Source organism: Paenibacillus sp. UNC451MF, assembly GCF_000686845.1.
Taxonomy (GTDB): domain Bacteria; phylum Bacillota; class Bacilli; order Paenibacillales; family NBRC-103111; genus Paenibacillus_S.
Map to the genome: position 1 here is coordinate 285,705 of NZ_JMLS01000005.1, position 20,541 is coordinate 306,245.

At 49.0% G+C, this 20,541-nt stretch carries 14 protein-coding genes; 12 read left to right on the top strand and 2 right to left on the bottom strand.

Features of this window, described 5'->3' with window-relative positions:
- Window positions 1-177: 177 nt before the first annotated feature.
- The 6 genes from BP97_RS0110725 to BP97_RS0110750 all read left to right on the top strand — a co-directional run bounded on the left by BP97_RS0110725 (window position 178) and on the right by BP97_RS0110750 (window position 10,102).
- A complete protein-coding gene (locus tag BP97_RS0110725) occupies window positions 178-855 on the top strand; it encodes a YesU family protein (protein WP_028549098.1) in 678 nt (225 codons plus the stop codon).
- A 46-nt stretch (window positions 856-901) separates the two neighbouring features.
- Window positions 902-3,913, top strand: coding sequence for a chondroitinase family polysaccharide lyase (locus BP97_RS35900; protein ID WP_081824028.1), 3,012 nt, complete (start codon window positions 902-904; stop codon window positions 3,911-3,913).
- A gap of 105 nt (window positions 3,914-4,018) precedes the next feature.
- Window positions 4,019-6,259 (top strand): helix-turn-helix domain-containing protein, encoded by a 2,241-nt coding sequence (locus BP97_RS0110735; protein WP_028549099.1) that lies wholly within the window; start codon window positions 4,019-4,021, stop codon window positions 6,257-6,259.
- 291 nt (window positions 6,260-6,550) lie between these two features.
- On the top strand, window positions 6,551-7,525 hold the full coding sequence (locus tag BP97_RS0110740) for an ABC transporter permease (protein ID WP_028549100.1): 975 nt from the start codon (window positions 6,551-6,553) through the stop codon (window positions 7,523-7,525).
- A gap of 9 nt (window positions 7,526-7,534) precedes the next feature.
- Entirely contained in the window at window positions 7,535-8,422 is an 888-nt protein-coding gene (locus tag BP97_RS0110745; protein WP_028549101.1) for a carbohydrate ABC transporter permease, read from the top strand.
- Between the two features lie 57 nt (window positions 8,423-8,479).
- The gene (locus tag BP97_RS0110750; protein WP_028549102.1) at window positions 8,480-10,102 is read left to right on the top strand and encodes a type 2 periplasmic-binding domain-containing protein; all 1,623 of its coding nucleotides are present in this window, start codon (window positions 8,480-8,482) and stop codon (window positions 10,100-10,102) included.
- A gap of 87 nt (window positions 10,103-10,189) precedes the next feature.
- Here the strand turns inward: BP97_RS0110750 and BP97_RS0110755 are convergent, their stop codons facing one another.
- Complete coding sequence (locus BP97_RS0110755) at window positions 10,190-11,137, bottom strand: DMT family transporter (protein WP_028549103.1); 948 nt, start codon at window positions 11,135-11,137, stop codon at window positions 10,190-10,192.
- 148 nt (window positions 11,138-11,285) lie between these two features.
- Between BP97_RS0110755 and BP97_RS35905 the strand changes: the two genes are divergently transcribed.
- Complete coding sequence (locus BP97_RS35905) at window positions 11,286-12,215, top strand: LysR family transcriptional regulator (protein WP_051620511.1); 930 nt, start codon at window positions 11,286-11,288, stop codon at window positions 12,213-12,215.
- A 132-nt stretch (window positions 12,216-12,347) separates the two neighbouring features.
- On the opposite strand, the gene BP97_RS0110765 is transcribed toward BP97_RS35905, so the two are convergent.
- Complete coding sequence (locus tag BP97_RS0110765; RefSeq protein ID WP_028549104.1) at window positions 12,348-13,238, bottom strand: LysR family transcriptional regulator; 891 nt, start codon at window positions 13,236-13,238, stop codon at window positions 12,348-12,350.
- 169 nt (window positions 13,239-13,407) lie between these two features.
- Between BP97_RS0110765 and BP97_RS0110770 the strand changes: the two genes are divergently transcribed.
- The 5 genes from BP97_RS0110770 to BP97_RS0110800 all read left to right on the top strand — a co-directional run bounded on the left by BP97_RS0110770 (window position 13,408) and on the right by BP97_RS0110800 (window position 20,537).
- Complete coding sequence (locus BP97_RS0110770) at window positions 13,408-14,382, top strand: ABC transporter ATP-binding protein (RefSeq protein ID WP_028549105.1); 975 nt, start codon at window positions 13,408-13,410, stop codon at window positions 14,380-14,382.
- A gap of 23 nt (window positions 14,383-14,405) precedes the next feature.
- On the top strand, window positions 14,406-15,500 hold the full coding sequence (locus tag BP97_RS0110775; RefSeq protein WP_028549106.1) for an ABC transporter substrate-binding protein: 1,095 nt from the start codon (window positions 14,406-14,408) through the stop codon (window positions 15,498-15,500).
- 9 nt (window positions 15,501-15,509) lie between these two features.
- Window positions 15,510-17,186 (top strand): ABC transporter permease, encoded by a 1,677-nt coding sequence (locus BP97_RS0110780; protein ID WP_028549107.1) that lies wholly within the window; start codon window positions 15,510-15,512, stop codon window positions 17,184-17,186.
- Between the two features lie 4 nt (window positions 17,187-17,190).
- A complete protein-coding gene (locus BP97_RS0110785) occupies window positions 17,191-18,540 on the top strand; it encodes an MBL fold metallo-hydrolase (RefSeq protein WP_036745699.1) in 1,350 nt (449 codons plus the stop codon).
- A 608-nt stretch (window positions 18,541-19,148) separates the two neighbouring features.
- Window positions 19,149-20,537 (top strand): amino acid permease, encoded by a 1,389-nt coding sequence (locus tag BP97_RS0110800; protein WP_051620512.1) that lies wholly within the window; start codon window positions 19,149-19,151, stop codon window positions 20,535-20,537.
- The last annotated feature ends 4 nt before the right edge of the window (window positions 20,538-20,541 follow it).

A 20,541-nucleotide genomic window follows, 5' to 3' on the forward strand; every position in this document is an offset into this window, starting at 1 on the left:
AAAGTATGCTCTTTTTGTTATACAGGCACAAGCACTGCAACAGCCCGAGAACCCTTGCTGCTGCTGGGTTATGCAAATTTCGCATACTCTTGTAAAGAAACGGCTTATGTACAAAGGAAGCCGATATTTATTAAACTTAATTATTATTCAAGGAGTTGGAGAGTAGGGGGAAACAATATGTCGTTAGATTCAAAGCAACAGATGATTTATTATAATCCCCTCGCTTCGGACAAAGATGTAAGCGGTTTTCGTTTGGAGGGAGAGGCGTCCGTGTCGTTTTCGAACGGCACCATGCGTATGGAAAATAAGCTCGACCCGGCAGAAGGGCAAGCCTCTAATTTTGTTTTCTGGTGTCCTGAGGACTTTCCTTCGGACATTAGGGTCACCTGGGATTTTCGGCCGATAAGGGAGCCGGGTCTGTGTATGCTGTTTTTTGCAGCCAGCGGACGTCTTGGTGAGGATTTGTTCGCGCCGCATCTGGCTCGCAGGACGGGGCAATATGAGCATTATCATAGCGGTGATATCAACACGCTGCATGTTTCTTATTTTCGTCGTCGGTATCCGGAGGAGAGGGCGTTTCATACATGCAATTTGCGAAAAAGCTACGGAGCTCACCTCGTATGCCAAGGAGCCGACCCCATACCGAGTGTGGAGGACACTCCTGGCACTTACCGCATGGAGCTTATAAAACGCGGAGAATACATCGCTTTTGCGGTCAATGATCTAACGGTTTTTCGATGGACAGATGATGGGCAAACCTATGGCCCAATATTAGGCGGAGGTAAGATCGGTTTCCGGCAGATGGCACCGCTGGTAGGGGAATACGCGAATTTAACTGTATATTCGCTGGATTAAATCGATAGGCTCCGCGGTGGCGGCGGTAGTCGAAAGGAGAACGGTGATGATGATTTACAGCTTCGAAGAAGGGATTCCCGAAAGCTTCGTGTCCGATGAGCAGTCACGGCTTGCGACCAGTGCCCGGAGATCTAAAGACGGTGAATGCAGCTTGCAGTGGGATTATTCGGACCATGGCTTTTTAAAAATAAGAGAGCGTATTGGCTATCGCCCGTTTCAGGAAGGTGCCAAGAGTCAAGCGCGTGATTCCTTTGCGGTTTGGATCTATAATGCCAGACCCATTCAGGAAAAGCTGACTTTTCAGTTTGGGCGCAATGATGGCGAGCAGGTGGATTGCTGGTTTGATTTCCGGCTTAATTTTCAGGGCTGGCGTACCGCTTGGGTTGCCTTTGAGAGAGATATGGAGGGCTTACCCCATCCGGAGATGGACTGCTTGATCATTCGAGGACCGAAGAACGCGGGAGCGGGCACGCTATATATGGATCAGATGCTGCTGTGTACCCCCATCGATCCGCGGTTCCATACTCGGGACGTACAGGTTCCGTTTGTCAATGTTCGTGCGGACGCTGCCGCGAACGCTCATTGGCTGAGTTTATATGCATTTAAACAATTAGAACGGAAGCTGCCTATCCCGGCAGATATAGAACCGGCTCAAACATCAAGCCATAGACAGATGGATGACCGTTTTGAAGCCTACTTTTTACAGAAGAGATCTGTTACGGCAGAGGATATACAGCGAATTGAACGCAAGTTCGCTTCTTATGAGATTTCCTTTGAGGGGAATGGCATATCGGGGCGTCCGGTGGAGCTGCCTTTCTTCGACCATTTTCCGGGACAAGAGAAAGCACGCCTGAAGGCGCTTGCAAATAGTGTGCAGCTCCAAGAATATACGAAGCTGATGATGGATATTGCAGTTTGCTATCGTTCCACAGATCAAACGAACTGGCAACTAACATTGAAAGCAATGTTCATTGATTTGGTCGACTACCTGGAAGACCAGGGCTGGGCGTACGGAAGCTCGCAGGGCACGGTTCATCATTTCGGATACAATTTCCGTAATTATTATCCTGCGGCCTTTTTGATGAGGGACGTATTAAGACAGGAAGAGCGTCTTGAACGAACACAGCGTACGATGTACTGGTTCAGTGGAGCGGGACGCATTCATACTCCGCTGGATGAAGTAGAGGGGAATGTCGATATCTTCAACACCACCTTGCACGGGATGTTTGCCAGTCTGCTTATCATGGAAGAAACTCCTTACAAAGTACGCGAGCTGACGGCGTTCAAGCTATGGTTAAGCCAATCGCTGCTGCCGGCCAGAGGCCTTCGCGCAGCCTACAAAGTAGATGGCTCTGCGTACCATCATGTAAATCATTATCCTGCTTATGCTGTCGGGGGCTTTCTGGGTGTCACTCCGGTGATGTACTTTACCAGCGGTACAGAATACCGTATTACGCAAGAGGCACATGAGACGGTCCGTAATGCGCTGCTCGCCATGCGGCTCTATTCGAACAAGTATGAATGGCTGGTCAGTCTTTCGGCGCGTCATCCTACGGGCAAATGGGCATTAGACATTGAGCCTTTCGAATATATGGCACTATCCGGTACGCCGGACGGGACGAAGGAGATCGACGAGGAGGCTGCCGCCGCTTATTTGCGTCTTCTGAAGCCAGGTGAACCAACTGAAACCGGGGAACTCCTCATGGCGAAGGGAATCAGACCAGAGGCCGATCCAAATGGTCATTGGACGATGAATTATGCTGCGCTAGCCCTTCATCGCAGAGATTCCTGGTTAGCTGGGGTTAGAGGCCACAGCCGCTACTTGTGGGCTAACGAGACCTATGTGAGCGCGAATCTGTACGGCAGATACATTTCACATGGGCATCTGCAAATTATGAGCCAAGGAGCCCCGATTAACAACGAAGACAGCGGCTATCATCATGATGGCTGGGACTGGAACCGATGGCCGGGAACGACGACGGTCCACAAGCCTATTGCTGAACTGCGTTCGGATGTACGCAACGTGGATACGTTTAGCGGGTTCGAGGAGATGCTCATTTCCGATGAAACGTATGCCGGCGGTCTGCACCTTGAAGGGCGCAACGGCATGTTTGCGATGAAGCTTCACGAGAATCCGAAGTATGAAGGATCGCATCGAGCGAGAAAATCGTTCTTTTTCTTCGATAACCGGATTATATGCCTAGGCAGTGACATTGAAAACGACAATGCTATATACGCGACCCAAACTACGTTGTTTCAAAACCATCTTGCCGATCCAAGTGAATCGATCTATTTGAACTCAGTGGGGTCTATTGAAGTATTTCCTTATTCTCGGGATTTGGAATTAGACAACTCCGTATGGATGTTGGATAATAAGGGGAACGGATTTTATATTCCCACTGGTCAGGGCTTAATGCTATCGAAAGCGGTTCAGCATTCGAAACATCAGTCGACCGATGCTGATACAGAAGGGAACTTTGCAGCCGCGTGGCTCGAACATGGAACAGCTCCGAAGGGAAGCGGCTACGAATATGCGATGGTTGTCCACACCGATTCCGTGGAGATGGAGCATTTTTACAATGCTATGCTGACACCGGAAAAGGCGGCATATACGGTACTGCGCAAAGACCGTTCGGCCCATGCGGTCTACGATAGAACTACCCGAACAACAGCTTACGCACTATTCGAGGCTGATGAAAGCGTAAACATAGGGCATTTGACTGCCGTCGATACCCCATGCATGGTGATGATTCGCGAAGAGGATGATCAGTTGTTTGTCAGCGCTGTGGATCCAGATCTGCGCTTGTATGAGGGCATTGAACAGGATCAATACGATGAGCAGGGCAAGCAGGTAGAAGTCAGTTTGTATTCAAGATCATGGGTTCATGCGGAGAGCATTCCGCACACCCTGCGTATAAAGCTAAAAGGAAGCTGGGCTAAGCAAGCAGAGGACAAGAACATTCGTATCGTCGAGTGCGGGGCAGAAGGCACCGTGATTGAGATGACGTGTAAGGATGCCATGCCTCTGGAGCTAACGCTTATCAAAGCCATTCATTAAGTACGGTGAATAAGTAGCGGAGGATGGAAGCGTTATGGGGAAACCCGCGCAGCGGACCGTTATGCACCGGACTTTCATCAAGAACAATGCAGAGAGGATGATTGGATGAAATCAGCGATTAACCGGCTGCCGGTCTTTTATCGATACCTTTTGTCCTACATAGTCTTGCTCTTGCTGCCGCTACTTTTTTTGGGGACAACCGGATATTTGCGTTTGGCCGATATTGTGGGCAATGAGGTGGAGCGGAATAATCAGGCTCTACTGGATAAGCTGCAGGATGAAGTAGATCAAAAGCTGATTCAAATGAACAAAATAGCCGGACAAATTACACAAACGCCGGAGTTGTCCCCCTACGTGCTTACTCACGATCCTCTCAGTATGTATGAAGGGAAGAAAATGCTGGAGAGCCGGGTTGTGGACGACAGCATCCGGGAAATTCTCCTTCATATTCGCGGATCGGACTATTTGTATTCCTCGCTGAGCGTCTATAAGGCGAAAGACTTCGTGACAGATTTTTATCATTACTCCGATTGGAGTGCAGAGCAATTCTCTCAAGATTTGAACAGCCTGACCAAGCCGTTCTTACGTCCTGCTGAGGATGTGAAGATCGACGGGCTGCCGTTTCAGAGACTTATCACCTATTTGGTTCCAATCCCGATCAACAGTCAACGCCCTTATGGTACGGTCATGTTCATGATGAAGGAGGACATGCTGCTGAAAGGGTTGAACGCGGAGCTGACGCTTCCTAAGGGTAATGCCATCGTATTCGACTCGAAAGGGCAGGTGCTGTCCGCCAATAAACAGGAAGATTACTTGAAGGATCCTGAATTTTACAAGCAGCTGACAGAAGAGAAGGGCAGCAAGCTGCTCGACATCATGCATAAGCAATACGTAGTTTCTTATCAAAAATCGTCAAAGAGCGGCCTGCTGTACGTTACGATGCAGCCTCAATCCTTCGTTATGGCACCGGTTAATCGGGTCATTTTCCAATGGATTAATAGTCTGCTGATCATCTTCATTGCGGGCTCCTTGCTTGTCTACCTTGTCATGCTGTTTAATTATAAGCCTGTTAAGCGGCTGGCTGCGCTTGTCGAAGCGGTCCGAGGGCATTCGATTCGTAGGGCAAATGAAATTGACGCGATCGGCAGCGCTATTCACGATATGGCCGACTCGAACCGGATGCTCGGGCGCAAGCTGGAAGAGAACCGTTCCGCTGTCAAGGAGCACTTGCTGGGCAGCTTGTTGAAGGGCGAAATGAAAACGCTGCAAGAGCTCAATGATAGGGGCAATGAAGTAGATATTGTTTTTCCGAACCCGCTAACCGCGGTGCTGATTTTGGAATATCCTTCATCCCTCATTCCTTTCAAGGAGAAGCTGATTTCAGAAATATCCGAGAAATTCGGGGGAGCTTATTTAGGATATTGTAAGGACAGCCTGGAGGAAAAGCGGACGATGTTTATTATGTCCGTTGAAGGCTCCCTGGAGGAATGGAAGTCATGGCTTGGCCAATTGCATGAGCATTTGAGCATGGTGTTCGAAGCGCCTATCACGATGGGCGTCGGGAATATGTATGCAGAGCTGACGCAGGTCGGCAGGTCTTACCTGGAAGCATCCACCGCTATTGACTACAAGCTGATTCGCGGTAGTCAGCGGACGATTTTTTTCGACGAATTGCTGGCTCATGATCATGAGGATATGTTTAATCCGAGACGCGTGCTCGATGATCTGGATATCGTGCTGCAGCATGGCAATCCCGACCGAATCTCGGAGGAGGTTCAGCAAATTGCCGTTCGCATGAAGCAAAGCGGACTGACCTTGTTTATCGCTAGGGAACTTTGCTACGATATGATCCGTAAATTCATAGCTTTGGTGGAAAAGAAACAGCCAGGGACCTCAAGTGGCAGCTTTCCGGATGTCATGGCGTTGACTGATTTCACCACGCTCGATGAAATAGCCGATTTGTTCACTACCGCATGCGCTACGCTGTGCGAATCTCTCAAGGAACGCAAGCCTGCCTCCTCTTCGGCCCTCATCGAGCAAATTACACAATATATTTTGAAGCATTACAGCGAATCTGACTTTTCCGTTCAAAAGATCGCCGATCATTTCTCTTTGTCTTTGTCCTACTTAAGCCGTTACTTTAAGGAGCAGACAGGGCGGACTGTTATGGACTACTTGAACGAAATTCGAATTGATCAGGCTAAGCTGCTGCTTCGTACGGATGACCGTTCTGTAAAAGAAATTGTTTTGCAGGTCGGGTATTACGATGTGTCCAGTTTTATCCGCAAATTCAAGCAGTCGGTTGGAGTTACTCCTGGGGAGTATCGCAAACAGCAGCGTGCGTAAGTCTAAGCCATAGTCATGAGATTCGAAAAAGCCCTGCCATATTTCGAAGCAAACCGCTTAAACCGGACTTCGTTTGTGGCGGGGTTTTATCTGTGACTGCAACTGCAAAATTAGCATATGAGCAGGTCAATTTTGACTGATGCAGACCCCGAAAAGTCCTATATATCAATATTCGCATAGTCGGTTAGTCGATCTCACTTATATACAGAGGCAGCGGTAACGGTGTTAAATAAGATTCATAGAAGCGGTTACAAGCAAGGCAACGACAACATGCGGAGGTGAACGACAAACATGGCGCAACAAACCGATACGGTCCAGACCGGTCTATTAAAGGGTCAAGGAAACACATCCAAATCCCATTTCGCAAAGACCATCCGAAGTATCCTAATCAACTATGATTTATATTTGCTGCTGCTCCCGACTCTTGCGTACTTTATTATTTTTCATTACGTACCGATGTACGGATTGCAGATTGCGTTTCAAAATTTCAATCCTATCAAAGGCTACAGCGGAAGTCCGTGGGTAGGCTTCGACAACTTCGTCCGGTTTTTCGAATCATACCAATTCGGCACGGTCATCAAGAATACGATCGGGATCAGTGTATTTGAACTGTTGGTTGCTTTTCCGGCGCCGATCATTTTAGCACTGATGATCAATCAGTTGACCAGTGAACGTTTTAAAAAATTCGTGCAAACGGTTACTTACGCACCGCACTTCATTTCAACAGTAGTCGTCGTAGGTATCGTGTATCTGCTGCTCTCTCCAAAAACAGGAGCAGTGAATTCGCTACTCGGCCTCTTCGGCATCGATCCTATCTTCTTTATGGGAGATGCTTCCTGGTTCAAGACCGTGTTCGTCTTTTCCGGGGTATGGCAAAGCGTAGGTTGGGGAACCATCATTTATTTGGCCGCGCTGACGGCGGTTAACCCTGATTTGCATGAGGCAGCGGTGGTGGATGGAGCAACCAAGCTGCAGCGCGTCCTCCACATTGACATCCCATCAATTATGCCAACGGTCATTATTATGCTGATTATGAATATGGGGCATATGATGAGCGTCGGGTTCGAAAAGGTGTATTTGATGCAAAATCAGCTGAATGTCGATGCTTCTGAGACCATTCAGACTTATGTGTACAAGGCAGGTCTCGTACAAGCTCAATACAGCTACGCCTCGGCTATCGGACTGTTCAATACCGTCATTAATTTCATTTTGTTAATTTCGGTCAACAAAATCGCGAAATCGCTTAAGCAGACGAGCCTATGGTAGAGGAGTGACATGATGAAGCTGGCAAAAACAAAAGGCGATCTCACTTTCGACGTGGTGAACTACTCGCTGATAACCATTTTACTGATTCTGGTCATCTATCCGCTCTACTTCGTGATTATGGCCTCGGTTACCGATCCTGATTTGATTTACTCAGGCAAGCTGTTGTTTTTCCCCGATCATTTGACCTTGGATGGCTATAAAAAGGTTCTTTCCGAACCTTCCATCTGGCTCGGGTTTCGGAACTCGCTGCTGTATACTGTATTAGGTACGGCTATCAATGTCGTACTGACGGTTTCTGCTGGCTACGCGCTTTCCAGAACGGATTTGGTCGGAAGAAATGTATTCATGTTCCTGCTCGTGTTTACGATGTTTTTCGGCGGAGGACTGATTCCGACCTACTTGTTAATTAAAGATCTCGGGATGCTCAATACCGTTTGGGCGATGGTCATTCCGAACGCTGTATCCGTCTTCAATGTGATCATTACGCGGACGTTCTTCCAATCCAACATTCCGGGTGAAGTACTGGAATCGGCGATGATCGACGGCTGCACCAACATGAAGTTTTTTGTGAAAATAGCGATTCCTTTGGCGCTTCCGATCGTAGCTGTTATGGTACTGTTCTATGCGGTAGGGCATTGGAACTCGTATTTCCAAGCGCTTATCTATTTAAAAAGCAACGCCATGCAGCCGCTTCAGGTGATACTAAGAAACATCCTGATTATGAACGAAGGCTCCGATTTGCAAAATCTGCAGGATGGCTCTCAAGAGCAGCAGAAACGTATGGAGCTTATGAAATACGCAATCATTATCGTATCCAGTTTGCCGGTGCTTGTGCTGTATCCGTTCCTTCAGCGGTTTTTCGTTAAAGGCGCACTGGTAGGTTCACTGAAGGGTTAAATGCGGGCAACCGCTATGAATAGCAGCTAGGGAAGAAGAATAAGGGGGACTATGTCGATGAACAAGAAGAAATGGCCAGTAGCCACAACGGCATTAACGCTTTCGATTGCACTTGGATTGACGGGCTGCGGAGGGGACAAGAGCGCCGCGGGAACAAACGACAAGAAGAGCGGTGAGCTGCCGAGCAACATTAATGCAACAGATTTCCCGATTGCTAAGGAAAAGCTGAACTTGAACTTTGCGGGCTTCAAGCCGCCTTCAGGTAAAGACCTGAATGACTATAAACTGTTCCAGGATATCGAATCCAAAACTAACATTCATATCAACTGGAACTTGACCCCGGGAAGCAGCTGGGCAGATAAGAAAAACCTGCTGTTTGCTGGAGGAGAGCTGCCTGATGCTTTTTACGGGCACGGGATTTTGAGTGAGGATACGGATATTGTCAAGTACGGCTCGCAGGGAATCCTTATTCCGCTGGAGGGGTTGATTGATAAGTATGCGCCGAATATCAAAAAGCTGCTTGATGAAAATCCGACCTATAAGAAGCAGCTGACGGCGCCGGATGGTCATATTTATTCGCTTCCAACGGTTAACGAGACGTATCCGAGAACGAAATCGACGATGTTTATCAACAAGAAATGGCTCGATCAGTTGAAGCTGCCTATGCCAACGACGACCGATGAGCTGTATGCAACTTTGAAGGCTTTTAAGGAGAACGATCTCGGCGGCAACAGCAAGAAGGATCAAATTCCATTGTCATTTGTACAAAACAACGGTAGTAACACGGATATCAACTCATTATTCGGTGCCTTCGGGGTTATCGACCGCGACATTCATAAAGTAGGGCATAACCACCTGTCCGTCGAAAACAATAAGGTTATTTATACAGCTGTACAGCCTCAATATAAAGAAGCGATTCAATTCATTAACAAGCTGTTCGCCGAAGGCTTGGCCGATCAGGAGAGCTTTACCCAGGACGCGAAGGTGTTCAATGCCAAAACGAGCAAAGGGATCGTAGGCGTTGCTATGGACTGGAACCCGAGCAATCAGGACTATGTATCGGTACCTCCATTAAAAGGACCGAACGGACAGAAGGCGGTATGGGCTGATTACCCTGCGGGTATTCTGCTTAGAGGCTCTTTCTCGATCACCAATGTGAACAAAAATCCGGAAGCGACCATGCGCTGGATCGACTATTCCTTTGACCCGAAAATCTCGCTGCAATTCAGCAGTGGTGTCATCGGCGGAGATAGCTTGAAAGAACGTTCGGACGGCAAGTACGATGAGATTACGCTTCCATCCGGCGCCAATGAAGAGGAATTCAAGAAGGTTCCTCCTACCGCATACTCAGTATGGTCATTAACGAATAAAGTAAATGAAATGAAAGTGGTTACGCCGAGCGGCAAACGAAGTAAAGTGGACGTTGATAGCGTATATGCTCCATTCCTCGTAAATAATGGGTTCCCTAAAGCATACTTTACCGCTGAAGAAAGCGACCAGATCTCCCGTTACCTGACCGATATCGATGGCTACGTCGGCAAAATGAGCGCGAAATGGATGATGTCCGGCGGTATCGACAAAGAGTGGGACGAGTATTTGAAAAAGCTTAATGATATGGGTCTTGATAAAATGATGAAAATTTATCAAACGGTGTACGATAGATATAATAGTTCCAAGTAAGGAATTCTACTAGTAAAATAACTAAGGGAATTAAAAGAAAGCTGTCCTTCTGAAATCAGAGGACAGCTTTTTGTATGGGATGGTTGATTAATGTGCAGCTCCAGCCGCTGCCAGACTACCACGTCTACGCTGGTACAGGTTGTTGCTGACTAAAGCAGCGATAATGAGCAGGGTGCCGCCGATATCATATACGGTCATGGAATGACCTTGAAGTACAGTGATGATGAAGGTTGTTACTGGTACAAAGTTAATAAATAAAATGCCGTTGACCGGAGTGAGCAGCTTAATGCCCGTATTCCAGCTGATAAGTGCGAAAAGACCGGCAATCAGGATCATGAAGCTAAGCTCGAAGCCCGCAGAGTACACCATGTGGAACGTAGGGGCATGCAGTATGCCCAGAGCCGTTAAAGACAGCACGATGGCTGCGGATGTTGCCGTACCCATTACGCAGGTTAAAGTCGAATAACGGAGAACCGACCAATCCTTGAATTGGCTGCCGCCGATCGTGTAGACGACCCAGCCGATGACGCCAAGCAAAATGAGAAGTACAGGGAACAGCGCGCCGCCTTGAACGAAAAATGCACTCATGTCGCCTTTCGTAATGACCATGAAGCAGCCTATCAATGCCACAACAATACAGATAATGGTCGGAGGCTCAGGTTTGCGCTGCTTGAATATCCAGAGAAGCAGAACGGAAAGAATAGGCATAAGAGCTTCCATGACGGAGGCCAGAATGACACCGGACGTGCCTAACTGGTTTTGCCCCCAAAATACGAGCAGATTATATACAGTGAAAGCCATCGTACCGAATACCCAAAGTGATTTGGCGCGGCCGCCGAAGCTTAACGCCTTTCTTCCTTCTTTGATCCAAAGCATAATCACCAGAATAATGGAGACGGCGGAATAACGAATAACGGAAAAATAAAAAGGGTCCAGATGGGTAAATGCGCTTTCCGCTACCGGAAACATCGCGCCCCAGGCAACACTTGCCAATAAGCACATCAATACACCTTTGATGATGTGGTCTTTTCTCATTGCTGATATCCTACTTTCTTCCTGAAAATGTACGATTCACACGATTTCTATCTTATTCCCAAAAACATATCATGTAAAATGATTGAAAATGATTATAAACATCATTATTATTGATATTATAAAAGGAGAAGAGAGGAGCCGGCAGGAAGTGGATATTAACGATTTGAAAATATTTCAAACGGTCGCAGAGCACGGCAGCGTCAGCAAAGCGGCGAGAGAGCTCAGCTATGTTCAATCCAATGTAACGGCAAGAATCCAGCAGCTTGAGCATGAGCTTGGAACGACATTGTTCAGCAGACACCGCAAAGGCGTAGCACTGAATGCAGACGGTAGGAAGCTGCTCGAATATACGCAAAAAATATTGAAGCTTATGGATGATATGAAGCAGGCGTTCCATGATCCGGAGGATCCGTCAGGTCCGCTCCTGATTGGGACAGTAGAGACCGTTTCCAGCCTGCCGGGGCTCTTATCCACATATTGCAAGCATTATCCTCGCGTTGACCTCTCGCTGGTCACAGGAGTTACGGAGCATTTGATGAACGAGGTGCTGCAGTATCAGCTGGACGGGGCCTTCGTGACGGGACCGATTCGCCATGCGGAGATGGAGCAGGATTATTTAATTGAGGAAGATCTCGTTTTAATTGCTAAAAAGGATGATGACTGCGATTCTCTCGAGCAGTGTCTGGATAAGCCGCTGCTTGTATTCCGGGCAGGATGCGGGTATCGCGCAAGGCTAGTACAGTGGCTCGGACAGCAGGGTGTTGCGCCCGCTAAAATTATGGAATTCGGGACACTCGAAACGATTCTGGCTATGGTAAGCTCAGGTCTAGGAATATCACTGGTCCCGAAGTCAACCATTACCCATTTGGAAGCGGCTGGCGGGCTCCGCTGCTTTACGCTTCCGGAGCAGTTCAGCCGGATTACGACCGTGTTCATCCGCCGCCGTGATTCTTTATTGGGAGCCACGATGCAGAAGTTTCTGGATAATGTTCATGCGTTCCATCAGAGGAACGGAGCTTCTGTGGCTTCTCCAAATTCGGAGGGAAGGTTTGAATCTGATCGGCTCTCTGCCGGTTAAATGCACTACATTCTGTTATAACAAATTCGCGCCTCCTGAGTTACTCTTCTACAGCGGAATACGCTGTTCGAGGATGTATCAGGAGGTGCTTTTTGCTGTGCTCTGAATTCCGTGCGCGCTTCAAATATAGTTTCACACGGTTGCGAAGCGGTACAGATGCTCCTTGAACTGATCCAGGACCGCGGACTGTCGACGATCGACATTATATGCGTAATATACATACCGTTTATATGAGTTTTTAGGGATGGGTCGGCTTACGAGCTCGCCTCGCTCCACTTCCTTACGGACCGCCAGTTGGGAGACGAATGAGACGCCTTCTCCTAGCATCACCGTCTGCTTGATCGCTTCCAAGGAGTCCAGCTCCATGTGTGCGTTCAACTGGATACCGTTGCTCTCAGCCCATTTGGCGGTCAATTGACGCGTACTCGATTCGGGGCTATGCAGCAGGAACGGAACATGCTCGAGCTGCTCAGCACGGAGCTCCGCATATTCCGCCAATCGATGCTGCGGGGAAGTGATCAGCACTAATTCATCCTCGCATAACACTTGGGCAGCCAGGTGAGGCGCCTGAAATGGTTCGCAGGATAAGATTCCCAGATCAATCTCGTGGTTCAGCAGCATTTCCTTGATGACCGGCGCCGTTTTGACCAGCAGCGTTAAGCTGATTCTCGGATAAGCTTGGGCAAAACCGCTCAAGATGCGCGGCAGAATGTAAGTACCGGGCACATAGCTTGCCCCGATCCGTAACGAGCCTCTGCCCAATTGGTCATATTCCTTGACGACGCGTTCGGCTTCATGGGCCAGCGAATTGATTTTGACGGAGTAGTGGTAGAGCGATTGTCCGGCTTCAGTCAACAATATTTTTCCAAGCCGGGATTCGAATAGCTGAACGCCAAGCTCTTGCTCCAGGCTTTTCATATGAAAGGTGACCGTCGGCTGCTTCAATCCGAGAGCGTCGGCAACGGGAGTAATCTTTTTATGCTTCTCCAACAGTTCGACAATTTGCAGCTTCAGCAGGTTCATATCGCACATCCTTTTGGGTTAGAGATAGGTACGGGTTCAGTATAGAGAAAATCTATGGAATTGAATAGAACCCATTGATAAATTTAACAAAGGCTTTACGCAGAGATAATACTTCCCTGCATTTGGACCTGTACACTGAGGTTAGTTTGGCAGATGGGAAGGGAATTTTATGGATGTCATCATTCAAGGCTTGCAAAAATCGTTCGATCAGGTCCAGGCACTGCAGCCGACCGATCTGCGAATTCAAAAAGGCAGCTTCACAACGCTGCTAGGACCGTCAGGCTGTGGCAAAACAACACTGCTGCGCATGATCGCTGGTTTGGAGACACCAGACCGTGGCGAGCTGTTCGTAGGCGAGGAATGCTTGTTCTCAAGCTCCCGGAAGGTAGATAAACCTGCTCACCGCAGAAACTTCGGGATGGTGTTTCAAGACTTCGCGCTGTGGCCGCATATGACGGTATTCGAGAATGTGGCGTTCGGGCTGCGGGCGAAAGGCAGCACGAAGGATTTGAAGCGCCAGGTTCAGGAGGCCATTGATAAGGTCCGTTTAAGCGGGATGGAGGAGCGTTATCCGCACCAGATGTCCGGAGGACAGCAGCAGCGGGTTGCCTTTGCCCGAGCGGTCGTAACAAGGCCGCAGCTCGTCCTGTTTGACGAGCCGCTCAGTGCGCTCGATGCTCTGCTGCGCGATGAGATGAGGCTTGAGCTGATCAGTCTCGTCCGGGATATCGGGTTGACCGCGCTTTATGTCACACATGACCAGACGGAGGCGATGTCGATGTCCGACGAAATCGTCGTCATGAAGGAAGGGCGTATTCTTCAGAGCGGACAGCCGGAGCAAATATACAATTTGCCAGCACATCCTTTCGTTGCGCAATTTATCGGCAAATCGAACTGGCTGGAAAAGGACAAGCGGATGGTTCGACCGGAGCATGTCCAGTGGCAGCCCGAAAATGTAGTGAATTCGGATCAAAAGACCTATTCGGGTAACATCCGCAGCGTCAGCTATCTCGGTGACCGATATGAGATTCTGATGGATATGGGGACTATGGGCTTTTGGACGGCGTATCATCAAGTGCGTTTGCCGGTCGGGCATCGTACTGAGGTTTATGTATCGCAACGGCACATTCATCACATTTTGTAACCATATGGGGAGGCTTATAACAAATGAAAATGAGAAGCGGATTGAAAAATGGGGCACTTCTTTTACTGACGGCTATGGTCGGGTTTGGAGTCGCAGGGTGCGGAACCTCACAGCAGCAAACGGCAGCAACGAATGGAGCGGCACCAAAGGCCGAACAGCCTTCACAGCAGCCTGCTAAAAATGAGGAAAAGAAAGAAGAGAAGAAGCTGAGCGGCAAGCTGGTTGTTTACAGTGCGGGTCCTAAGGAGCTGGCCGAAAGCATTCAAAAGGGCTACGAAGCAAAAACCGGCGTGAAAATTGAAATGTTCCAAGGGACGAACGGCAAAATTTTATCCCGTATGGAAGCCGAGAAGGCCAATCCGGTTGTCGACGTAGTTGTTCTGGCATCGCTGCCATCCGCCCAAGGCTTGAAGAAAAGCGGCCTTACATTGGAGTATAAGGAAGCAAAAAATGTGGATAAATTGATTCCTGAGTGGTCCGATAAGGAAGGCAACTTCTTCGGCTACAGTGCATCCGCGCTAGGTATCGGCTACAATACGAAGCTCGTCAAAACCCCGCCGAAGGAGTGGACGGACTTAACGAAGGAAGAGTGGAAGGGCAAAGTAAACATTCCAGACCCAGCATTGTCCGGCTCCGCGCTTGATTTCGTTACTGGATATTTGAGCATGAAGGGCGATTCAGGCTGGGATTTGCTCGATCAATACAAGAAGAACGGCGTAGCTATGGCAGGAGCCAACCAAGAAGCGCTTGATCCGGTTATTACAGGCTCCAAAAGCATCGTGGCGGCCGGTGTTGATTACATGACTTATCAAGCTAAGGCTAAGGGCGAGCCTGTCGACATGATCTACCCTGCGAGTGGCACTGTTATTAGCCCGCGTCCAGCAGCAATTATTAAATCCAGCAAAAACGTAGACAACGCCAAAGCGTTTATCGATTATTTGCTGTCCGATGAAGCACAAAAAATGGTGGCTGAAACGTATCTGCTGCCAGGCCGCAAAGACGTTCCAGCCAAAGACCGTCCGGGTGTGGAGCAAATTCCGCAAATGAAAGTGGATTGGAATTGGATGGACACCAACGGCGATGCTGTAACCAAAAAATTCACGCAGTTATTTAAATAAGAGGCAGCTATGTACAGCACAAACACGGGTTCTTTAAAAAAACTGGGGATGACACTGGCGCTGCTGATTCTGACGCTGCTGGTGGTCGTCCCGCTTTTTTTCATCTTTTTGACAAGCGTTCATTCTGGTGAGCAGTGGGATTGGATAGCTCCGATTCGAACGATTCTCGCCAATGAGCTAGGCGAGGTGTTCTGGAATTCCATCTGGCTCGGCTTGTGCGTCATCGTAGGAACGACGGTGTTAGCTCTGCCGTTGGCATGGATATTATCTAGAACCGACTTGAAGCGCCATACGTGGCTTGATATTGTCCTACTGATTCCCTTCATGACGCCGCCGTATATTGGCTCGATGGGCTGGATTTTATTTATGCAGACGAACGGCTATCTGGAGCAGCTGCTTCCTTCAGCCGCAGTGGTGACTCCGGTGTTTTTCACTTCGTTCGGGATGATCGCTATCATGAGCCTTCACTTATTCCCATTCCTGTACTTAATCCTGCGCAATGCGCTCGTACAGATCGGCGGCAGCAAGGAGGAGGCGGCCAGTGTACATGGCGGCGGTTTTCTGTACAGCTTTCGCCGCGTAGTGATGCCACTGCTGCTATCCAGCTATGCGATGGGAGCGTTGTTGATTTTCGTCAAAACGATCGCCGAATTCGGCACCCCGGCTACCTTTGGCCGCAAGATCGGCTTTTACGTGCTGACGTCGGAAATCCATAAATACATCTCAAGCTGGCCGATCGACTTCGGTAAGGCGACGTCGCTCGCTTCCATATTGTTAACCTCCTGCTTGCTCATCTGGTACATGCAGTCGATTGTCAGCCAGCGGTTCACCTATTCGCTGGTCGGAGGCAAAGGCTCCCGCGGGAAGCTGTACCGGCTGAGCGGCTGGATGCGCGGCCTTGTCTGGTTCTATGTGGTAGCCTTGCTAGCAGTTTCGATAGGCATTCCTTACTTCTCGATTATTGCAGCGTCCTTAATGAAGCTGCGTGGAGTCGGCCTGGCTTGGACGAACCTGACGCTTCAACATTATGTGGAGCTTCTTACATGGGGCTCCAAAAGCATGCAAGCGCTGATGAATAGTGTGAGCCTGTCGTTGGTGGGGGCGACCGTTTCGGTCATCCTTGGTACTTATTTCGCCCTGATGATCGGGCGTGCTAGATCGTGGCCGCAGAAGCTGACTGACTTGTTCAGCTTATTACCCAACACGGTGCCGGGTATTGTCATTGTGGTAGGCTTGATTTTGCTATGGAATGCACCATGGAATCCGATTCCGTTGTATAACACGTATGGTATGGTCGTGTTGACCTATGTGGTTTTCTTCCTCCCTTATACAGTACAGTATGTCAAAGCGAATTTCGCCCAACTGGATGATTCGTTATTTCAAGCGGGTCGGGTATTCGGAGGGAGCGCGATATACATTTTCCGTAGAATTTTGCTGCCGCTTATTATACCAGGGATGTTGGCGGGCTGGATGATGACCTTCACGATATCGGTTCGTGAGCTAGTAGCGTCTCTGATGATTTTGCCGCCTTCAATGGAAACGTCGGCAACGTATATTTTTTCTCAATTCGAGCAGGGCAAGGTATCGCTTGGGATGGCGATGGCGGTTGTCTCCGTCGGGCTAACGACGATTTTGCTCCTTGCCGTGAATACGATAAGCGCAAACAAAAAGTGGAGTGTGAAATAAAATAATGCAAGTGACTGTATGGGGCGGTGCCGGGGAGCATGGCCGTTCCTGCTACCTCGTGGAACACCGTCAAACCCGCGTATTGTTGGATTGCGGGGTGAAGAAGGAAGGGACAGGGGAATACCCTCTGCTGGATGAGCAGGCCGTATCCAATTTGGATGAGGTGTTTCTTTCTCATGCCCATGAAGATCATTCCATGGCTCTGCCGCTGCTATACAAGCAAGGCTATGGCGGCAAAGTATGGACGACTCGAGCTACCGTTCGCCAGCTTCCCTCCTATTTTGACGCCTGGAGGCGATATGTGAGGGATCAAGGCTTTGAGCTGCCTTATGAGGAGGAGCATATCCAAGCGATCCGCTATGCGTTCGTTGAAGAAGAAGCCCCGCCCGGCGAATGGCTGGAGCTGTCCGAGAAGCTTAGCGTCTGCTGGGGGAGAAGCGGGCATCTTCCCGGCTCTATTTGGCTGCTGCTCAACATGGAAGGGAGCTTGGCTTTCTTCTCGGGAGACTATACGTCAGAATCGGCGCTGCTCGCGGCGGAAACTCCCAGTGTACCTGCTTATAAAGAGGCTATCCAGAGCGGGTTGCAGGAGTGCGGCAGCACGGCTTCGCAAGAAGCTATCGATCTTTCTATAGTGGAAGCGGCCTATGGTATCGATGAAGATTTCCAGGAGCATAAGCTGATGCAATTGAAAGGGGTGTTCGACTCAGCGCTACAGCAGGGCGACACGGTGCTATTACCAGTACCGACCTACGGAAGAGGACAGGAGCTGCTGTTGTGGGCACTCGATTCATTCCCGCAGGCAAGGATCGTAGTTGAACGAGAGATTATGGACGTATTCGGACAAATGCTGGAATGGCCGGAATGGTTGAAAGAAAATGCGGCACAGCGCATTAAAAACTGCCTATCGGATGAACGTTTGCTTGTAGTGGATCAAGAGACGGAACGGGCTGAAGCACTCGCCGCTAAACCATCGGGCGGTGTCATCGTGTTCACGAACGACGGCATGATGCAATCGGCCAAATGCCGATGGTACTATAGCGAGCTTCGTACAACCGGAAGCTACAGAGTAATGCTGACCGGACATTTGGCCCGGGGAAGCCTAGGCCAGCGGCTGCTTAATGGGGAAGAACCTGGAGAGGACGGCAGCCGAATACATTTTGTCCGATACAAGGTACATCAAGGCTTGCCTGATGTGAAGGCGATGCTGGAAGCGATGCGAGCTAAGCAGACGGTTCTTGTGCATGCAGGGAAAGCTTCTACGGATGCTCTTTACGCCCGTTTAAGAAGCGAAGGGTATGAGGGGCTGAACTCCATGATGCCTGGTGAAGTACTGGTTGTGCAGCCTGGCTGAAGCCTGCTAAAGACCCGGTAGCGGATTTGCTGCCGGGAAACATTGAAAATGAGAGCCATCTAAGATACACCTTTATAAGGATGAAGTTTTCTACCCGTCTTTTTTTGGTACAAACTATCCATATATTTATCAAGCTCCTCTTTTTGCGATGAAGGGGACACATATTTTGCATGATTCAAAACCAAGGTAGCGCCGAACCTTACTACTTTATCCCCGTCATAAATATCTAGATACATAGAAGCACTCCACTTCGGAAAGCCACCTTACCTGCAGCCTCGTCATAAGCCACAGTCGCACCTAAATTGTCCGCCACAAGACGTTCTTTCTCCTTGTTAGTTGCGCTTCGTAATATTGTTTTGGGATAAGGCCTCAGCATAAAATCCACAGGCTGACGTATCGAAAGGAGTATGGGACGGTAAAATATAGAAGGGTTTTGCTGTATTGGCGATTTGAAATTTATTGAAATTGTAAAATTTTTCAATTGATCTTTAACTCCAGCACTACTATTCTATATTAGGCAAGATACAGTCTTATCGGGAACGGTGACGACAAGGGAGTGTTCTTTTTTGAAGGAAGAAAAGCTGAAAAGAGGGCTGAAGGCCCGCCACATGGCCATGATCTCGTTAGGCGGATCCATTGGAACGGGCTTATTTCTGGCAAGCGGAGGAGCCATACATACAGCGGGGCCAGGAGGCGCCCTGTTTGCTTATTTGACCATTGGTATAATGGTGTATTTTCTTGTAACGAGCTTGGGGGAAATGGCAACCTATATGCCGGTATCCGGGACTTTCAGTACGTATGCGACGAGATTCGTCGATCCTGCCTTCGGCTTCGCGCTGGGGTGGAATTACTGGTACAACTGGGCTATTACCATCGCGGCGGAATTAACGGCTGCCACACTGATTATGAAATTCTGGTTTCCTAACAGCTCTTCTTTCTTATGGAGTGCGTTGTTTCTTGCGTTGATGACGCTGCTTAATCTGCTCTCGGTCAAAGGATATGGGGAGACGGAATTTTGGTTCGCGCTTATTAAAGTCATAACCGTTATCGTATTTATTGCTATCGGTCTGCTGATGATCGCCGGCATTTGGTCTCAACAATCGGTCGGATTCCAAAATTGGAAGATAGGCGACGCGCCTTTTCACGGAGGCTTCTTAGCTGCGTTAAGTGTGTTCATGGCGGCAGGGTTTTCCTTCCAAGGGACGGAGCTTGTAGGTGTTGCCGCCGGGGAGAGCGAGAACCCGAGGGAAAATGTGCCGCGTGCCATACGTACTGTGTTTTGGCGCATTTTGTTGTTTTATTTGTTGGCAATTCTCGTCATCGGCTTAATCATTCCTTACACGAATGAAGCGCTATCCAGCGACAACATTACGATGAGCCCTTTTACAATCGTATTTGAAAAAGCAGGCTTGAGCATGGCCGCCTCGGTCATGAACGCCGTCATTTTGACATCGGTGCTATCAGCCGGCAACTCGGGGATGTACGCATCTACTCGTATGCTATGGGTGCTTGCGCAGGAAGGTAAGGCGCCTCGCTTTCTGAAGAAATTGACAAGCCGGGGAGTGCCTGTATTTGCTCTACTGGCAACAGCGGCACTTGGAATGTTCGCTTTCTTATCTTCATTCTATGGGGATGGTTTGGTGTACGTCTGGCTGTTGAATGCGTCCGGTATGTCCGGATTTATTGCGTGGCTGGGCATTGCCATAAGTCATTACGGCTTCCGCCGAGCCTATGTAGCTCAGGGGAAATCGTTGAAGGATCTGCCTTATCGTGCCAAATGGTTTCCGTTCGGGCCGATATTGGCTGGAGTGCTCTGCGTCATCGTCATTATCGGACAAGCGATGGGGGCCTTCTCGGATGGGAAAGTCGACTGGGCGTATATGTTCGCTTCGTATATCGGGATCCCGCTGTTTCTGGTCATATGGCTCGGATACAAATGGAAGTACAAGACGAAGGTGTTGAAGCCTGCGGAGTGCGTATTTGACGAAGAGGAATAGAAAA